Source organism: Acinetobacter sp. GN11, assembly GCF_054823985.1.
The window spans coordinates 45286-63125 of record NZ_JRVL01000081.1 but is presented as its reverse complement, the minus strand read 5'-3'; the positions used below and the strand labels follow the sequence as shown (position 1 = coordinate 63125).

At 39.0% G+C, this 17840-nt stretch carries 16 protein-coding genes and 1 pseudogene; 13 read left to right on the top strand and 4 right to left on the bottom strand.

Going from position 1 to position 17840, the window contains the following annotated elements:
* Positions 1-12 precede the first annotated feature (12 nt).
* Entirely contained in the window at positions 13-2166 is a 2154-nt protein-coding gene (fadB, locus tag NL42_RS09065) for a fatty acid oxidation complex subunit alpha FadB (RefSeq protein WP_461312517.1), read from the bottom strand.
* Positions 2167-2557: 391 nt separating this feature from the next.
* Between fadB and NL42_RS09060 the strand changes: the two genes are divergently transcribed.
* The 9 genes from NL42_RS09060 to NL42_RS09020 all read left to right on the top strand — a co-directional run bounded on the left by NL42_RS09060 (position 2558) and on the right by NL42_RS09020 (position 11941).
* A complete protein-coding gene (locus NL42_RS09060; RefSeq protein WP_461312516.1) occupies positions 2558-3565 on the top strand; it encodes a hypothetical protein in 1008 nt (335 codons plus the stop codon).
* Positions 3566-3737: 172 nt separating this feature from the next.
* Complete coding sequence (gene lpxO, locus NL42_RS09055; RefSeq protein WP_461312515.1) at positions 3738-4652, top strand: lipid A hydroxylase LpxO; 915 nt, start codon at positions 3738-3740, stop codon at positions 4650-4652.
* Positions 4653-5223: 571 nt separating this feature from the next.
* Complete coding sequence (locus tag NL42_RS09050; RefSeq protein WP_461312514.1) at positions 5224-6081, top strand: hypothetical protein; 858 nt, start codon at positions 5224-5226, stop codon at positions 6079-6081.
* Between the two features lie 188 nt (positions 6082-6269).
* Positions 6270-6800 (top strand): CHAP domain-containing protein, encoded by a 531-nt coding sequence (locus tag NL42_RS09045; protein WP_461312526.1) that lies wholly within the window; start codon positions 6270-6272, stop codon positions 6798-6800.
* Positions 6801-6933: 133 nt separating this feature from the next.
* Positions 6934-8733 carry an excinuclease ABC subunit UvrC gene (gene uvrC, locus NL42_RS09040; RefSeq protein WP_461312513.1) on the top strand — a complete coding sequence of 600 codons (1800 nt, stop codon included), beginning with the start codon at positions 6934-6936 and terminating at the stop codon, positions 8731-8733.
* 120 nt (positions 8734-8853) lie between these two features.
* On the top strand, positions 8854-9648 hold the full coding sequence (locus NL42_RS09035) for a thioesterase family protein (protein ID WP_461312512.1): 795 nt from the start codon (positions 8854-8856) through the stop codon (positions 9646-9648).
* 118 nt (positions 9649-9766) lie between these two features.
* Positions 9767-10354 carry a CDP-diacylglycerol--glycerol-3-phosphate 3-phosphatidyltransferase gene (gene pgsA, locus NL42_RS09030; protein WP_461312511.1) on the top strand — a complete coding sequence of 196 codons (588 nt, stop codon included), beginning with the start codon at positions 9767-9769 and terminating at the stop codon, positions 10352-10354.
* A gap of 124 nt (positions 10355-10478) precedes the next feature.
* The gene (locus tag NL42_RS09025; protein WP_461312510.1) at positions 10479-11333 is read left to right on the top strand and encodes a methylated-DNA--[protein]-cysteine S-methyltransferase; all 855 of its coding nucleotides are present in this window, start codon (positions 10479-10481) and stop codon (positions 11331-11333) included.
* Complete coding sequence (locus NL42_RS09020) at positions 11330-11941, top strand: alpha-ketoglutarate-dependent dioxygenase AlkB family protein (protein ID WP_461312509.1); 612 nt, start codon at positions 11330-11332, stop codon at positions 11939-11941. Before NL42_RS09025 ends, NL42_RS09020 begins: the two co-directional genes overlap by 4 nt.
* Before the next feature lie 184 nt (positions 11942-12125).
* Here the strand turns inward: NL42_RS09020 and NL42_RS09015 are convergent, their stop codons facing one another.
* Positions 12126-12899, bottom strand: a complete 774-nt coding sequence (locus tag NL42_RS09015; RefSeq protein WP_016139450.1) for an IclR family transcriptional regulator — start codon at positions 12897-12899, stop codon at positions 12126-12128.
* 367 nt (positions 12900-13266) lie between these two features.
* Here NL42_RS09015 and NL42_RS09010 point away from each other — a divergent pair.
* The 4 genes and pseudogenes from NL42_RS09010 (at position 13267) to NL42_RS08995 (ending at position 16728) form a co-directional block, all read left to right on the top strand.
* A pseudogene (locus NL42_RS09010) lies at positions 13267-13398 on the top strand (hypothetical protein).
* A complete protein-coding gene (locus tag NL42_RS09005) occupies positions 13389-15488 on the top strand; it encodes an FUSC family protein (protein WP_461312508.1) in 2100 nt (699 codons plus the stop codon). Before NL42_RS09010 ends, NL42_RS09005 begins: the two are co-directional and overlap by 10 nt.
* On the top strand, positions 15481-15687 hold the full coding sequence (locus NL42_RS09000) for a DUF1656 domain-containing protein (RefSeq protein WP_004795042.1): 207 nt from the start codon (positions 15481-15483) through the stop codon (positions 15685-15687). The genes NL42_RS09005 and NL42_RS09000 overlap by 8 nt, the downstream gene beginning before the upstream one ends.
* A gap of 39 nt (positions 15688-15726) precedes the next feature.
* Positions 15727-16728 (top strand): HlyD family secretion protein, encoded by a 1002-nt coding sequence (locus tag NL42_RS08995; protein ID WP_446091037.1) that lies wholly within the window; start codon positions 15727-15729, stop codon positions 16726-16728.
* Between the two features lie 55 nt (positions 16729-16783).
* On the opposite strand, the gene ruvX is transcribed toward NL42_RS08995, so the two are convergent.
* On the bottom strand, positions 16784-17224 hold the full coding sequence (gene ruvX, locus NL42_RS08990) for a Holliday junction resolvase RuvX (protein ID WP_002115066.1): 441 nt from the start codon (positions 17222-17224) through the stop codon (positions 16784-16786).
* Positions 17224-17778: a YqgE/AlgH family protein gene (locus NL42_RS08985; RefSeq protein ID WP_016139447.1), complete on the bottom strand. Its 555-nt coding sequence runs from the start codon at positions 17776-17778 to the stop codon at positions 17224-17226. The genes ruvX and NL42_RS08985 overlap by 1 nt, the downstream gene beginning before the upstream one ends.
* Positions 17779-17840 lie beyond the last annotated feature (62 nt).

The window sequence follows — 17840 nt, the reverse complement described above, 5'->3', positions numbered from 1 at the left end:
TCACGTTGCTCCTTAACCGTAGAATTTTTTGTTGTTAGCAGCCATGTCACGCAACATTTGTGGCGCTTCATAAGCCTTACCTAAGTGTGCATATTTGTCGCAAAGTGCAACGTATTCAGCAACACCTGTTTGGTCGATATAACGACATGGACCACCACGGAATGGAGGGAAACCTACACCCATAATCATTGCCATATCAGCTTCAGCTGCAGTTGCAACGATGTTGTCTTCTAAGCAACGAACTGTTTCGTTACAGAAAGCAAGCATCATGCGGTCAATGATTTCTTGGTTATCAAACTCGCGTTTTTCACCCGTTACGAAAGGAGCAATGATTTCATACGCTGTTGGATCAACAGTTTTTGCTTTCTTGCCTTTCTTGTCGAGTTCGTATTTATAGAAACCAACGTCATTCTTTTGACCAAGACGTTTAGCTTCGTACATTGCTTGGATTGAACCTTTGTAGTCTGGCTTCATACGGTCAGGGAAACCTTCAGCCATTACTTCTGCACCATGTACACCTGTGTCGATACCTACAACGTCGATGAGGTAAGCAGGACCCATTGGCCAACCAAACTTAGACATTACATTGTCAACTTGCTGGAAGTCTGCGCCGTCTTTTACAAGAAGGTCAAACGCACCAAAGTAAGGGAACAATACGCGGTTAACCAAGAACCCTGGGCAGTCGTTTACAACGATTGGTGTTTTACCCATTTTTTGAGCAAGAACAACAGTAGTTGCAATCGCTTCTTCAGAAGTCTTTTCACCACGAATTACTTCTACAAGCGGCATCATGTGAACTGGGTTGAAAAAGTGCATACCCACAAAGTTTTCAGGGCGTTGTAAAGCTTTCGCCAAACGCGTGATTGAAATTGTAGACGTGTTAGACGCAATAATCGTATTTTCACGAACATGCTTTTCAGTGTCAGCAAGAACGATTTCTTTAACTTTTGGATTTTCTGTAACCGCTTCGATCACGATATCAACTTCTTTAAACTCATCGTAGCTTAAAGTAGGACGGATACGTGCAAGGGTTTCACCCATTTGTGCAGGTTTCATTTTCTTACGTTCAACTTGTTTAGTTAACAAGCTGTTCGCTTCTGACATACCTAGTGCAAGTTGTGGGTTACCAATATCTTTCATGATGATTGGTGTGCCTTTGCTTGCCGCTTGGTAAGCAATACCACCACCCATGATACCAGCACCAAGTACAGCTGCTTGGTTTACAGGGTGAGCACCTTTTTCATGTTTTTTAGCAGTTTTCTTAACAACTTGGTCATTGAGGAATAAACCAATCAATGCACCAGCTTGTGGAGTAATCGCTGCTTTTGCAAAACCTTCAGCTTCCGCTTTTAATGCTTCGTCACGAGCAAGGCTTGCACCAGCTTGTAATGAATCAAGTAATAATTTTGGAGCAGGGTATTGAGCAGGATTTGCTTTAGCAAGTACGGCACCTTTTGCTGTGTTGAACGCCATCATTTGTTCAAGTGGGTTCAATTTTACAGCATCAAGTTTTTCTTGGCGTTTCGCTTTCCAGTTCAAACGACCAGAAATTGCTTGCTTAACTAAGTCAGTTGCAGCTTCAAGTAATTTATCAGCAGCTACAACCGCATCTACAGCACCATCTTTAAGGGCAGCAGCCGGTTTTTTAGGAGCAGCCATTGCCATCCATTCAACCGCGTTGTCGATACCAATAAGACGGCTTAAACGTACGCTACCGCCAAAACCTGGGTAAATACCAAGTTTAATTTCTGGTAAGCCCACTTGTGCAGCTTCTGACATCACACGATAGTCACACACTAAACACATTTCAAAGCCGCCACCTAACGCCATACCGTTAATAGCAACAACTTTTGGAATTTCTAAATCTTCAAAGCTATTGAAGATTTCGTGAACAGGCATAAGCCAGTCAACAATCGCTTTTCCGCCTTGAGCGAAGTTTTCACCAAACTCGGTAATGTCTGCTCCAACAATAAATGTTGATTTGCCAGAGGTAACAACTAAGCCTTTAATATCATTATTTGCTTTTACCGCAGCAATAGCAGCTTGGAAATCTTCAATTGTTGCACGGTTAAATTTATTGACCGACTCACCTTGTAAGTCAAAGCGGAATTCTGCAATTCCGTCCGAAAGCATTTGGACGGTAATGGCATTGCCAGCGTGGATCATGCCTGATCTCCTTGGTTTTGGAGGACTTCTAAGTTGATGTTATGAAGCGTGTGCACAGCTTAGGTACACATTTATGCTTCGCTAATCTTACGATAACTATATCTAAAAAAAACCTGACAAGTTGTATCAAGCCGTGACGCAAGGGTCATCAATTTTTTTTAAAGAACTTTCTTGAACTATATATATGAAAAATACATTTTTATTTAAAAACTGCTTTCTAGCAGGAATCTAATATGAAGTGAGAAAAAACTAGCAGATAGTTGATTACTTTAATTTTTGAACTGGTAATAAAAAATAAGGTTCTTTGTGAATTATTAGACAGAAAGTATTGTCTATTTTTTTATCTTTGGATAAACTTTGTGTTATAAAAATGTTCAATAAAGTATGTATTATGTTAAAAAATAAATTTATGATTTTAGCCATCCTTCCTTTTATGTTGAGTGCATGTGGAGGTGGTGGTTCTAGTGATAATAATTCAGCGAATAACAATCAAAGTGGTACTTCACAAGATTCTATTGCGAATGGTACCCGTTATTATTTTATGGATTACTATTCTGATGAAAAAACAGATGAGTTAGATAAGGCTTATTTTGAAATATTTAATAAAAAATCTACGGATGGCTCCTCTAATCAAGCTTTAGGTGAGTATTTGTTAACAGAGAAAAAACTCTATTTCCCTACTGATAAAGCAATCAATGTCATGAATTTTAATTCAATGACTGATTGGAGATTTGACATCACTGGAGATGTCAAAGAGGATTGGAAATTTCAAAGAGTTGATCTGTCTGATAAGAATATGTTTGATACAGTTTTACCTGGTTATCGAGCGCTAGGTTTTCCAGTGAGCGATGATAGTACGACTAATGGGCGTATATTTCTTAATACTTATGGACAGAATAAATTCCCTCAAGGCAGTAGTTGTTATAGTTTCATCTCAAAAAAATCTAATCAAGAAACCTTCACATTTAATGTTGATCAAAATCACGAAATTGATCAAAGTTTTGAGGATTTTGATGCTGAAAACGCTCAGTATCTGAATTATTTGAACCAAACGAATCCCTTCGGCTTTACTTATAAAGCAGTTAAGGGATCATGGCAAAATGTTCTATGGACAACGATTTATGATACTACTTTAGGTTTTGGTGAGAGTAGTAGTGTTGCGGTGCAATATCAAGGTAACACATATAGAGCAGATTATACGGGTAATATTGGCTGGACGGCTGATCAAGAAATTAAGCATTGGGAAATATTCTTGAAAAATGCCGATACTCCTGAGCGTATCCGTCTCGCTCAGTTAAGAATTGCACAATTGAAATCTGGTTGTTATGTCTACAATGAAACCGCTGCAAAGGCCCTCGATTCTTTGCCTGCTTTAAATTGGCAATCATATCAAAACTAATTTAAAAGCTAAGTTTAGGAAATCTCAAGAATGAATATTTTTGAGATTTCTATTTATTAAAAATAATACTTGCCGATCTATGTCTGAATTTTCTTCTAGAGTTTGATATTATTCTTGCCAATTTCAAATTTCTTCAAAGTATCTTTAAAGGTACTTAAATGCGAGTAACTATATGATTAAGTGGATCATATTAGCGATTTTTATCATTTCAGCGTTGTATATTCAGCATCGTGGGAAAGTAAAGCATTCGTTTTATCGTCAGTTTTTTGACCATTCAACCTTGCTCGCACCAATTAACTTTTTAATGTACATCTTTTCAAAGGTGCCGAATCAGCCTTATATCGATACACAGCATTTTAAAGATTTAAAAGTGTTAGATGAAAATTGGGAAATGATTCGTGATGAAGCGAAAGCTTTATATGACCAAGGTGGAATTAAAGCTTCAAGTACATATAACGATTTAGGTTTTAACTCATTCTTTAAAACAGGTTGGAAGCGTTTTTACTTAAAATGGTACGAATCGAGTCATCCGTCTGCTGCTGAGCTTTGCCCGAAAACTACAGCACTGCTTAAAACATTGCCGACAATTAAAGCCGCAATGTTTACCGAACTTGCACCCGACAGCCGTTTGGTAAGACATCGTGATCCATATGCAGGTTCACTCCGTTATCACTTGGGTTTAATTACACCAAATGATGATCGTTGTTTTATTGATGTCGATGGTGAAAAATACTCTTGGCGAGATGGTCAAAGTGTCGTGTTTGATGAAACCTATATTCACTACGCTGAAAATAAGACAGATCAAAACCGTATCATTTTCTTTGCAGACGTTGAACGTCCAATGAAAGTGAAATGGATGGAACGTTTCAATCATTGGTTTGGCCGTAGTGTCATGACTGCGGCAAGTTCTCCGAATGAAACAGGTGACCAAACAGGTGGGTTGAATAAAGCTTTTGGTTATGTTTACCAAATTCGTATTAAAGCCAAAGCACTGAAAGCTAAAAACCGTAAGTTGTATTACTTCTTAAAATGGTTGCTGATGCTTGGAATTTTCTTCCTGATTTTTGTTCGACCATATGTATTTTAATTAAAGCGCCCGAAAGGGCGTTTTTTTATTGATGACTTTTCTTTTTGTCCAGCCCAGCTCTTGTGTTAAATGGAATACCTCCTCTGTATAGAAAGATAACGCTAAGTATGAATATTATTGGAGACATAATCATAAGAATTTTTAAATTTTATTTTTTTGCTTTTAATATATTTAATACTTCTATGCTGATTTAATGAAATTGAATACGTTGAGGTTGATTATTTGTTTTTCCATATCACAATAGGATATTTTTAATTTTTGTTGAGGAATGTTTGGATAGAATAGATATAATAAACAGGAGGGTACTAATATTCTATAAGTTCCTTTTCATAATTTTATTGCCTATAATGGTTTCATTTTTTTTCTATTCAAAAGCACTTTTAATTAACTAGTCAGATTGGGAAGTATCTTATTTAATTATATGGTTTTGGTTGATTGCATATTAATTTTTATAGAATCATTCTTAATAAAACTATAGTACCTTTCATCTGAATTATTTAATTTTTGCATTGCCAAAAAAAGTAAATTATTGATAATACAGATTACATTATATTAATAATTTAGGAACATAATGAAAAAGTTAATACTTTCATGTTTATGTGCATTTGGACTTTCGGCATGTAATGAATCTGATAATCAAGAACAGGATACATCCACAACACCAGTGCAGACTTTAGTTGGTTTTTCTGCGAGTCAAATTGCTGGGAATCCAATGCTTGAGAAGAAAAATTATAAGATTCAGGATAATAAGATTTATATAAGCTATCCTGATAATCATCCATTAGGTTATGAACTTAGTCAGCATTATTTTACGGATCAGGGAGTGACCTTAGATCCGATTAAAACAACTGATGGCACATGGTATTTATTGGGTTCTCAAGTCCAGTTTTCTGATACAGCTTTAAACTATCAACCCGCCAACTTAGTGAAAGGTGATAATTTATTCTTAAATCAAGATTTAGTTAAAATTGATATTTCAGGTCAACCAGTGACTAAATATTTAGGCCAGTGGATTTATGAATCATTGCCACTTAGTCAGCAGGGCTTTTTTGAAGCTTATTACAAGGCATTATTAGAAGAAGATTCAGTGAAGTTTCCAAAAGGTTCAACCTGTTGGATGATTAATAAAACCTATAGCAATAAAGATTATATTGGGTTCTCTAGTGACGGTACTGCGCCTTTATATGTTGATTCAAATCGTACTGCACCTGTAATGGGAACATGGCAAGGCATTAATTGGTCGCGCGATGAGTTATTATTAGCAATGAAATTTACAATAAACGATACCGAATATTCTGGGCAGTACCACCATAATTCTGGTATGGACGAATATGTTCCACCTTATGCCGGTAAATATTGTGACTTTGTCACTGAAAATGCTGCGGATGCTATGCTTAAGACTTGGAGAGGGGAATCTTTAACCCAGTAATTATAGATAAATAAGTATTTTTATTACGTCCGAAAGGGCGTTTTTTTATGCTGTACAGTACTTAATAGATTTTGTGACTCACTTCACAGTGCTGGCAATTTGTTACAACTATTAAAAGCCAAAAGGCAATTTTGATTCTACAATGGCGCGGTTTTTTCGAAGACTGGTTAGCGGAAGTAGGTTTTAAAATGGCTCATGCTCATCACGCAGTTCATGCACATGTTCATCATATCGAAGAGAGAAAAGAAGAAAGTTCTCAAGATGATTTAAAAATGAAAGTGATGTTAAGACAATCAGCTTCGACAATTGAAAAGCATAAAAAATCTGATACGAAAAGTCATCAATCTGAAGATCAAAATATTAATTTGCATAAGTTCTCAAGTAAGCTTGAAAGTATGTCTGCCGACCATAGTAAAGAGAAGTGTGCCAAAAATATTCGCATTGCTTTACAAGCAGCAGGCGCCGATGTGTCTAAGCATCCAGTAGCAGCTTCAGACTGGGGGCATACGCTTGAGAAGAATGGCTATAAGAAAATTAAACCTGCTTTTAATCGTCCTCAAGAAGGCGATATTTATATTATTGAGCGGACAAGTGGCCACACATATGGTCATATTGCTGGATATACAGGGAATGGCTGGTTCTCAGATTTTCGCCAAAAAACCTATGCGGTCTATAAAGAAAAAGACGTTAAATATAGCTACTATCGTCTCGATTCTTAAGCGAGTACGACATAGTTTGTCGGGACATATCTAAATCTGTTTCCAAATTTGGCTTCTGGCACAGTAACGCACTTGAAAAGTAGGAGGGGAAACATCACATTAGGTATTCAGTATTAAGCCATGTCTGCCGATAGTGAATCAAAACGCTCGTCCCCATATTGAAAAAATTTTAGCCCATATGACCCAACTTCCAGGCGTTTATAAAATGCTAGGGAAAGAGGGCGAATTGTTATATGTAGGCAAAGCAAAAAACCTAAAGAATAGGGTATCGAGTTATTTTGTTAAAACTATTGAGCATCCTAAAACTCAGGCCTTAGTTGCCAGAATTTATGATATTGAAACTTTAGTCACTCGTTCAGAAACCGAAGCGCTACTCCTTGAGCAAAATTTAATTAAAGAACATCGTCCGCCTTATAACATCATGCTGCGGGACGATAAGTCATATGTCTATATTTTTGTGTCGGCAGATAAACCCTATCCTCGGCTTGCTAGTGGTCGCGGCAAAGGGAAGCATCAAATTGGTAAGTTCTTTGGACCTTATCCAAGTGCCTATAGTGCTCGTGATACTTTACTCGTTCTACAAAAGCTTTTTAATGTACGTCAGTGTGAAAATAGCTACTTTGCACAGCGCAAGCGCCCGTGTTTGCAATATCAGATCAAGCGTTGTTCTGCACCTTGTGTAGGGCTGATTTCACCCGAAGATTATAAAGAAGACATTAATAATAGTATTCGCTTTTTGCAAGGCGATACAAAGGAGCTCAATCAAGATCTTATTGCCAAAATGGAACAAGCGGCGGCTGAACTTGAATTCGAAAAAGCTGTTTTTTACCGTGATCGACTATCTTTACTTCGTGAAGTTCAAGCCCAACAAGCTGTTTTTAAAGTCAAAGGTGAGGCAGATATACTGGCCATTGCTTATCAGGCAGGCGTGACATGCGTGCAGATTATGTATGTACGCAATGGGCGAATGCTAGGTGGAAAAAGCTATTTCCCTGACATGCTAGGTGATGACCTTGGCCAAATGCTTAGTGACTTTATGGCAAACTTTTACTTTCAAGTTGCAGATGAAGTACCAAATGAACTTATTGTGAACATTGAATTGCCTGACCGTAAAGAATTAGAAGAAGGGTTGGCACAGCAGTTTAGTAAAAAAGTTCAGATTAAGAATAATGTTCGAGAAACTCGTGCCGAATGGCTAGAGCTAGCCGAAATGAATGTTCAGCATGCCATTAAGGGCCAGTTGAGTAACCATTTAGAACTCAATGAACGTTTCCATCAGTTAGAGCAAGTGGTGGGAAGGCCTGTCGATCGTATCGAATGTTTTGATATTAGTCACACTATGGGCGAAGCTCCAATTGCGTCGTGCGTGGTGTTTGACCAAGGTGGTGCTCGTAAGCGTGATTACCGCCAATTTGCCATTCAAGATATTACTGGTGGCGATGATTATGCTGCCATGCGCCAAGCCTTAACACGACGTTATAAAAAAGCCATATTGCCTGACTTACTGTTGATTGATGGTGGTAAAGGCCAACTTCACATGGCGATGGATGTCATGCAAGAGCTTGGGCTTGATGCTTTTATGGTGGGTGTATCGAAAGGTGAAGGGCGTAAACCGGGTCTTGAAACCCTGCATTTTACAGATGGCACGAAAATCCAGTTACCCGAAGACAATAAAGCATTGCACTTGATTCAACAGGTGCGTGATGAAGCCCATCGCTTCGCAATTACTAAACACCGGGCTAAACGTGATAAACGCCGTAGTACATCGGTTTTAGAAGCAATTCCGGGGCTGGGACCAAAGCGCCGTCGAGATTTATTAACTCATTTTGGTGGGATTCAAGGTGTTTTAAAAGCATCTGAAAAAGAGCTTACGCTTGTGCCCGGTTTTGGTGAAATGATGGCCAGAACGATTTATAAAATTCTGCATGAGTAAGCATTGTTTTAAAGGTGGAGTGACAAAATAACTCGCCAATTACTAGAGGATTGACCATTCACATTCCAATCAAAATGAGGAAAGATCGTTTCTAATAACACTTTCGTTTTAGGGAAAGGAATGTCTTTGCTGCGATTATTTGAAGAAATAAAACAAAAGGAATGGATTGAAATACCCGAAGGGTGGTTGCAAGGACGGACGGTGTTTGGTGGTCTTGTTGCGGGATTGCTGATGCAAAAAGCCTGCTGCAATATTCAAGATCCCAACAAAAGATTATTAAGTTGTAGTATCACTTTTGTGGGGCCTGTACAGCAGGGACCAGCTCGATTGACTATTGAAATTTTAAGGGAAGGGAAGTCGGTCACTACGCTTGAAACCCGTTTGTGGCAAGATGGCGCAGTACAAACTATTTTGGTTGCAAGCTTTGGTGTGCCTCGTACGTCGAATATTGAAGTACTCCAAGAACCGATGGTTCCAGTTTATAGGCAGCCTGAAGAGTTACAACCTCTTCCTTTTGCCAGACAAATGCCAGAATGCTATCAACATTTTGATGTATGCTGGGCAGAAGGTCATCATCCTGTTACAGGAAGTCACTATCCTGACTTTGGAGGATGGTCAAGGTTTTCTCCAGAGAAGTATGAAAATCGTCAAATGACTTTGCCAGATTTAATTGTTTTGATGGATATTTGGCCACCTGGTGTATTGCCCATGTTTAAACAAGTTGCTCCTGCAAGTTCTTTAACTTGGCACATTACCTATGTCCATCCGTTTCGACATCAATTGTGTGACTGGTTTAAATATAAAGTGGTGACTGAATATGCCGGTGAAGGTTATTCCACAGAATATGCCCATCTTTGGGACCAAAATGATCATTTAATTGCAATTTTACGGCAAACTGTTACGGTATTTACTTAAGCAGTCCACTTCCTCGATTCATATATTTCGTATAAAGTGGCTGTTACAGATAGATACAATATTGAAGAAAGTATTTTTGTCTGTTACAAGATGCTTGAAGACTAAATTGGCGGTGTTTATGACCACAGGGCGAATCCTGAATATCCCAAATATCCTAACGTTGGCGCGTATAGCGCTTATTCCTGTATTTTTGGTGATTGTGTATTGGCCGCCTGCAATGGGTATTGGTGAGCAAGCAGGAAATATGAGTCGTCATATTATCTTGACTGCAATTTTTGTGTTTGCTGCTATTACCGATTGGTTTGATGGCTATTTGGCACGAACTTTAAACCAGACTTCAGCATTTGGCCGTTTTTTAGATCCAGTTGCAGATAAGCTCATGGTGGCCGCAGCACTGATTGTTTTAGTGCAGTGGAATCCAACCATATCAATGGCTTTTGCGGCAATTGTCATTATTTCACGGGAAATTACAGTTTCTGCTTTACGTGAGTGGATGGCAGAACTTGGCGCAAGAACGAGTGTGGCTGTATCGACAGTAGGCAAATATAAAACAGCTTTTCAGATGATTGCCATCAGTGTGTTTTTACTCAATTGGCAGCCTTTAGAAATGTTGGCTTACGCGTTGTTATATACCGCTGTCATTCTGACTTTATGGTCAATGTTTATTTACCTAAGAGCAGCTTGGCCTTATTTAAAGCAACCTTAATTTTAGATTGAATGATTAAGCCTTTCTATAATGAAAGGCTTTTTTATTTTCAAAAGTGCAAGAATCGGGTCGTCATCGGGCTTTAGCTACTTTAATGTAAGATAAAGTGCTAAGGAGGTGACACATGCAAATGCTTTCTTCTCGGCAATTTGCTGTAATTGCCACTGTGATTGAATATTTATATGAACATCTAGACCAGCAACCCAGTCTGGAGGATGTTGCGAGTCATATGAATTTAAGTTCAGGTTATATCCAACGTCAGTTTCAAGAATGGGTGGGTATTAGCCCGAAAAAATTTGTGCAATATATGAGTTTGCAACAGGCTAAATATTATCTGCTACAAAAGCGAAGCTTATTAGAAACTGCTTTAAACACGGGTTTGTCTGGTACCGGCCGGTTACATGATCTGTTTATTCAGCTTGAAGGGATGACACCTGGTGAATATAAACAGCAAGGCGAAGGGGTTATTCTTAATTATTCGGTTGAGACAAGCCCGTTTGGTGAGTTGTTAGTTGTAAGTAGTGAAAAGGGTATATGTTCGATTCGTTTCATAGAGTCGAGTGAAAATATTGAAGATTTAATTAAGCAGTATTTTCCAAAAGCTCAATTGAAAAATCAGTCGCCAATTTGGCATCAACAAGTTGCAGAGTGGTTCGAACAGGATTTTTCACAACACTTACAGCAGAAACTCCCTATTAATTTGGGTGGAACCCCATTTCAATTACAAGTCTGGGAAGCGTTACTGACCATTCCAGAAGGGCAATTGCGGACCTATCAAGATATTGCAGAGCAGATTGGCAAGCCTAAAGCAGTTCGAGCTGTTGCTACAGCAATTGGACAAAACCCGATTGCATATTTGATTCCTTGTCATCGAGTGATCCGCGCAACCGGAATGGTCGGAGAATATCATTGGCAAAAGGGGCGTAAATTGGCATTGTTGGCTTGGGAGATGTCAAAGCAACATGGAGAGACCGTATGACCTTGGATTTATTTTCTCCAGAGCCTTGTGAAAATTTATTACCTTATGATGGTGAAGTTCAGGACTATGGTTGTATTTTAAGCCCAGAAGAAGCTGAACAATATTTTCACTATCTTTACCAACATCTCGCGTGGAAACATGACGAGGCTAAGTTGTATGGCAAGCACTTTATCACCCCTCGAAAAGTGGCATGGTATGGGGATAATTATTATCAATATAAATATTCGGGTGTCATTCGTGATTCTTTGCCTTGGGATCGAGCACTTGCCAAACTCAAACAACAGGTAGAGCAGCGACTTTCAGAAAAATTTAACTCATGTTTAGCAAATCTTTATGAAGATGGAACGCAAGGCATGGCTTGGCATAGTGATTCGGATGTGTCTTTGGCAAGAACCACAACAATTGCATCTTTGAGTTTTGGAGCTACCCGTAAATTTTCTTTTAGGCACATTCAGAGTAAAGAGAAAGTCGAATTGTGGCTACAACCAGGTCAACTCATCGTAATGCGTGGCGAGACGCAACAACATTGGCAACATCATTTAAATCGCTCAACAAAGATTTTACAGCCGCGTATTAATCTTACTTTTAGGCAGTTTCAGTTTTTATAAAAATTGGGCAAGAAAAAAGCCCATGATGGCAACATGAGCTTATTCCTCTGAGGGGGATGCTTCTATTGATGAGCTGCTGATGAAAAGAATCACCAATAGGAGCTAAAATCATAATATGAGAATATTACGGGATATTCAATGTATTAAAATGTAAGAAAAGGTTAAATTATCATAAGGCGGAGTTTTAGATTTCACCTTTTTCAGATAACTCCATAAAACGTTGCTCAATAAGTGCTGCATTTTCTTGCAAAATTTCGATGAGCTTTTCAACATTTAAAAAATCAAAACGATTTTTAGAAGCTACCAAAGTTAAAGCTAAAGGCACTTCTTTGTTCGAAAAACGAACAGGGACAGCAAGGCCAGAAACATTTGGGTCAATCTCACCTTGTGAGAAATAGAACCCTTGTTTTTTAATTTTACGCATACGCTGAATAAAGCTCGGTTCATCTTCAGCAAAACCGGATTGTTTTAATTCTTGTTGATAACGATGATAGTAGTCCTGCATTCGTTGTTTACTTAAATGTGAAACCATCGTTTTTGGAGATGACCCAACGTAAATCGGTCTTGGGCAGCCTCGGCCATATGAAAGTAATTCGGTGTCTTTGAAAATTTCATGATGAATGTCGATGCAATAGTCATCGTTTAAATAGGTGAGCAAGCAGCACAGTTCAGTACGCTCTACAATATTTCGCATAAATGGTGTGCTGATTTGAACCAGAGGGTCTGTTGTTCTTGATACATAGTCAAGAACTGCAATTTTTGAGCCTAAGGTATAATCGCCAGAGGTTCCATTAATGCGTTTTAATAGATCGGTAGACACTAGTTCTTTGAGATAACGGTAGCTAGTTGGTTTAGACAAGCCAAGTTCTTCGCAAATAATATCGACATTAATTATTGGACGCGAAACTGAAAATAGGTCCAATACGGTTAAAATTTTGCCAAAACTTGAAATTGCCATAGTGTCTTGTTCGTATCCTTTAACAATGAATCATCTTTGAGTTTTTATAACAGAAAAAAAGAAAATTTGTCTCAATTCTAAAATAAATGCCTGATTTGAGTATTTTACTCTGACAAAGAGAAAACTTCTCTTGGCTTATACATCATATACGATAATCAAAAAACATATCAAATTATCAAATAGAGATATTTTAGTTGACTAAATCGCTTTATTTTGAAAAAATTGCCAAACAAAATATCTAATCGAGAAATTGGTCGGTTCTAGGCAAATTTCTTGATACCTCTTCTTTCCAAAGTTTGGCCGTTTAAATAACGCTCAAATTGAAATCATCTGGGCCAATCAGGCAGGATGTGGAAAAATCATTGTATTGAAGGATGCTCCTCATCTCATTTGCTTTTAGGCAAATGTCACAGTTTTGTTGTCTCTAGAAAGGCAATTTAACATTGAAGAGCATGCTCATCAGTTCAAATCTGTATTTGAGATGAGTTCATGTTATTAAAGCAAATACTGGCGTTTCGCCCGAGTAGGCTTGATCTGATCTTTGCCTTAAAAACATTTATTGCCGGAATGCTGGCGTTATTTGTTTCATTTGAATTAGATCTGATTAACCCGATGTGGTCGATTGGTACAGTCCTGATTATTGCCAACCCTTATTCAGGAATGGTGTCTTCTAAGTGTGTCTACCGTGTTATAGGGACGATGGGTGGGGCAGTGGTTGCCTTAACGCTAACACCACATCTCATTAATACACCTTGGTTGTTTACCGTGGTGTTGTCATTGTGGGTGGGTTTTGCGCTTTATGTGTCTTTACTTGACCGGACTCCACGCAGTTATGCTTTTATGCTGGCGGGTTACTCGACAGCCATGATTGTCTTCAATTCGATTACGTATATTGATCAATACAATATTTTTGATATTGCTTTAGCTCGAGTCATCGAGATTTCGATTGGGGTGATTTCAAGTGCTGTAGTTTCTGCCACTATTCTTCCAATGCACATTGGTTCTGCGATTAAGCAGCGAGTCATCAAAACGCTTAAAGATACAGAAAATCTATTTGCTAATTTATTAAAGGCTGACCCGCAGCAGAATAATACTCAGCTTTTAGCGACCATTACTCGTGACACCACAGATATTCATGCTTTGGCAGTACATTTGAGTTATGAAAAGGGTGAGTTGCATGGCATGACTAAACCCTTGCAGGAAATGCTTCATCAAATCTCAATGGTGGTAGCTAATCTGGTTGCTTTATCTGAGCGTATTAAACAGCTTCAAGAACTTCGGTTTATCGAAACGCATTCAGAAAAACTGCAACAGCTCTCAGCGCATGTTGTACATTTTCTGGAGCAAAAAGATTTAATTATTGATGAAAATATTTTGCAGTTACCAGATGAGTTCGAAAGTGATTTCTTGAGTTTGATGGAATCGGCTTCTACACATCAGCAAGTTTTGGTCGCAGCTATGAAAATGGATGTACGCCATTTCATTAGTAATGTTTTAGCGGTTAAAGTCTTGTGGCAAAGAATTCAGCAAGGCAATAAAGAAATCCCTGACAACATTACGCCAATGACCACCAAATATCCAAGTTTACACCGCGACCATGGTGTGGCCATCCGAGGCGGTATTAGTGCAGTCCTGATTACATTTATTGTGACTGGGGTCTGGATTATTTCTGGCTGGAAAGCTGGATTTATGATGGCGCAAATGGGCGCAGTAACAGCCTGTATTTTAACGGCCTTAGATAATCCCGTTCCAGTTTTGCGTATTTTTATCTGGGGCAGTATTGCTTCAGCAGTTTTAGTCTTTGTTTATGCATTTGGTATTTTTCCTCATGTCACCACATTCTGGGAACTTGGACTGGTTTTATTACCGATGTTCCTGTTTGCAGTGTCTATGATGGCCAATCAAATGCTTATGCCAGTTGGTATGGTTTTGGGGATTAACACCATGATGGGGCTAAATCTACATAATGCTTATAGCATGGATGCAGTGTCTTATCTTGATGGTTCTTTTGCCATGATCTTAGGTGTTTTAGTGTCTTTAGTTGTCATCGACGTTGTTCGGGCAATGTCTCCAGACACGAGTGCGAGCCGTATTTTAGCGTTGCATTATCGTGCAATGAGACAGGCGATCTATTTGCCTTATGGCCTCGATTTTAAAGTTCATCTACGCAGCATGCTAGACCGAATTGGAATTCTTAACAGTAAAGTAGTCCAATCTAATGAGATTAAAACCTCAATTCATCAAGCATTGATTGAGTCGAGCAGTATTGTTGATTTAAGTAGATTACAAGAACTGGCAAATCTGTCTCCTCAAAATTCAGAGCTGGCTCATCACATTGGAAATCTGCAACAAAATCTAGATGAACTGTTTAGAGCCAAAGAAAATGATGTAGATAATACGGCGGCTTTGGTTGAGCAAATCCATCGCTCTTTATTTGAATTAAAACAGCTTGCTTCAAATATTGAAGATATGACGATGCGACAAAGATTACTCATTTCACTTAACAATATTGCTTATAGCATGTGTCATGTTTCATCAGATCAAATGAATGAGAACAGTACCTTGAGAGGAGCCACAGCAAATGGGTGAGTTTAACGTTTATGGTATTTACGTGCCTTCTTTGCTCGTTCAAGCCCTCTTGGCATATATATGTTTCCGTGGGTTGAGTCCTTTGACCAACAAGTGGATTGCACAAGGCTGGATTGCATTACCGAGTATTTTCAATTTGTGCTTTTACCTTTTATTGCTTTTGGTCATACATCAAATTTTTGTTGGGGTGGGTGCATAGAGATGATTGCGAAATTAAAGATTGAGTTAGGTGAGTGAAATGAATCAGGTGGATTTGAAAAAGGTCATCCGTCCAGTAATTTTGATTGTCGCATTAATGGTGGCGGTCTATACCATTGTGCATTTGTGGAACTACTATAATGCAGCGCCGTGGACACGCGATGGTCGAGTGCGTGGTGACGTTATTCAAGTATCTTCGGATGTCGCTGGTCTTGTCACAGAAGTATTGGTTCAAGATAACCAGAGTGTGAAAAAAGGTCAGGTGCTCTTTAAAATTGACGTTTCTCGCCGTGCTTTAGATGTCGAACAGGCAAAATCGGATTTAGCAAAAGCAAACGCAGCCTTTGCTCAAGCGCAGGCGGGTTTGGCACAAGCAAAAGCGAACTTGATTAAATCAGCCAGTAATATCAAATTGGCCGAGAAAAATGCCGGTCGTTACTCGAACCTAATGGATGGCGCTATCTCTAAACAAGAACAAGACCAAGTGTTTGCCACACGTGATCAATCCCTTGCAGAGCATGAGCAACTCCAAGCAGCAATTCAGCAGGCGGAAGCAACTGTTAAGCAACAACAAGCCCTTATTGAGGTTGCAACAAGCAATGTACATTTGGCCGAGCTTAATATGCATCGTGCCGCGGTAATTGCCCCAGCCGACGGTACGTTATCTAACTTTGATATGCGTCCAGGTAACTATGTTCAAGTTGGGCAGGCTGTTGCAGCATTGCTTGATCGTAAACAGCTCTATGTGGTGGGTTATTTTGAAGAGACGAAGTTAAATCGTATTCATGTAGGCGATCAAGCTACTGTGCAATTAATGGGTGATAACCAGAAAATTAAAGGTCATGTACAAGGTATTGCATCGGGTATTGAAGATCGTGAGCGCTCAAGCAGCTCTAAACTTCTTGCCAATGTAAATCCAACTTTTAGTTGGGTTCGTTTAGCGCAGCGTGTGCCTGTGAAGATTGTGTTAGATGAAACACCGAAGAATGAACTTGCTTTTGTCTCTGGACGAACTGCGACTGTGCATATCGTTGAAAAATAAAATCGAAGTGATTTAATTAAAAAAGCATGTAGTTTTAATTACATGCTTTTTTGTTTTATGGCGTTAATCCAACGGGATTTCGATACCAACTCTGAATGAGTAGTGCAGCAGCAAAACTATCGGCCGAGAGCTTTTTTGCTCGGCCTTGTTCTTGGTAAAAGCCTAGCTCTTCTCGCGCTTCACGTGTAGTTAAACGCTCATCTACCATCAACGTTTCTATGTTGGTTTGATGGCGTAAACGTCTCGCAAATTTGCGAGCACGTGTAGAGAGTTCTGACTCGCTATCATCCATATTTAACGGCAGCCCAACCAAGAATAAATCGGGTTGCCATTCTTTCACAATTTTTAAGAGCTGATCCCAGTTTGGAATACCATCTTTCATGACAAATAGAGGGAGAGGATTGGCACTTTCAATTGAAGACTGGCCAATCGCCATTCCCATTTTTTGAGTACCAAAGTCAAAAGCCATAATCGATTTTGATTGTGTCTCGGTCATTAAGCGTGTCCGATTTCAGATGCTAGCCACGCGCGGTCTACACCAATTTTTTTATAAGCTGCATCCCAACGATCGTCATAAGGCAGGTTAAAAATCAGATCCATATCGGCATCACAAATGAGCCAGTCACCACGTGTAATTTCGTCTTCTAACTGATTTTTGCTCCAGCTCGCATAGCCGAGAGCTATCTGATATCGACCTACACCTTCGTTATGGGCAATTGCATCAAGAATATCTTTACTGGTGGTAATACAAACATTTTCACCTACAGCAATAGATGAATGCCATGTTGGTTGTCCAGTATGAAGAACAAATCCAGCTTCGGGACGTAAAGGGCCACCTTGTAAAACCGCATGTGGATTTACATTGTCTGCTTCAATGTCGAGGTCATGGAGTAATTCTTTAATTTGAATACCAGAAGGACGATTAATAATAATGCCTTGAGCACCTTCTTCATCATGACGGGCAAGATAAATTACAGTGTTTGCAAAAAAGTCATCTGCCATTTCTGGCGGGGCAATCAGACAACGGTGAGTCAGATATTGTTTGGTCACCTAAGCGGTTCTCCCTCAAAAAATGTCACTAGAGGGCCTCTCGACCCTTTTATCTATATAGG

Excerpts from the sequence above, each read along its gene's own strand:
- fadB (WP_461312517.1), bottom strand. The coding sequence starts at position 2,166 with ATGATCCACGCTGGCAATGCCATTACCGTCCAAATGCTTTCGGACGGA.
- NL42_RS09060 (WP_461312516.1), top strand. The coding sequence starts at position 2,558 with ATGTTAAAAAATAAATTTATGATTTTAGCCATCCTTCCTTTTATGTTG.
- lpxO (WP_461312515.1), top strand. The coding sequence starts at position 3,738 with ATGATTAAGTGGATCATATTAGCGATTTTTATCATTTCAGCGTTGTAT.
- NL42_RS09050 (WP_461312514.1), top strand. The coding sequence starts at position 5,224 with ATGAAAAAGTTAATACTTTCATGTTTATGTGCATTTGGACTTTCGGCA.
- NL42_RS09045 (WP_461312526.1), top strand. The coding sequence starts at position 6,270 with ATGGCTCATGCTCATCACGCAGTTCATGCACATGTTCATCATATCGAA.
- NL42_RS09035 (WP_461312512.1), top strand. The coding sequence starts at position 8,854 with ATGTCTTTGCTGCGATTATTTGAAGAAATAAAACAAAAGGAATGGATT.
- pgsA (WP_461312511.1), top strand. The coding sequence starts at position 9,767 with ATGACCACAGGGCGAATCCTGAATATCCCAAATATCCTAACGTTGGCG.
- NL42_RS09025 (WP_461312510.1), top strand. The coding sequence starts at position 10,479 with ATGCAAATGCTTTCTTCTCGGCAATTTGCTGTAATTGCCACTGTGATT.
- NL42_RS09020 (WP_461312509.1), top strand. The coding sequence starts at position 11,330 with ATGACCTTGGATTTATTTTCTCCAGAGCCTTGTGAAAATTTATTACCT.
- NL42_RS09015 (WP_016139450.1), bottom strand. The coding sequence starts at position 12,899 with ATGGCAATTTCAAGTTTTGGCAAAATTTTAACCGTATTGGACCTATTT.
- NL42_RS09005 (WP_461312508.1), top strand. The coding sequence starts at position 13,389 with ATGTTATTAAAGCAAATACTGGCGTTTCGCCCGAGTAGGCTTGATCTG.
- NL42_RS09000 (WP_004795042.1), top strand. The coding sequence starts at position 15,481 with ATGGGTGAGTTTAACGTTTATGGTATTTACGTGCCTTCTTTGCTCGTT.
- NL42_RS08995 (WP_446091037.1), top strand. The coding sequence starts at position 15,727 with ATGAATCAGGTGGATTTGAAAAAGGTCATCCGTCCAGTAATTTTGATT.
- ruvX (WP_002115066.1), bottom strand. The coding sequence starts at position 17,224 with ATGACCGAGACACAATCAAAATCGATTATGGCTTTTGACTTTGGTACT.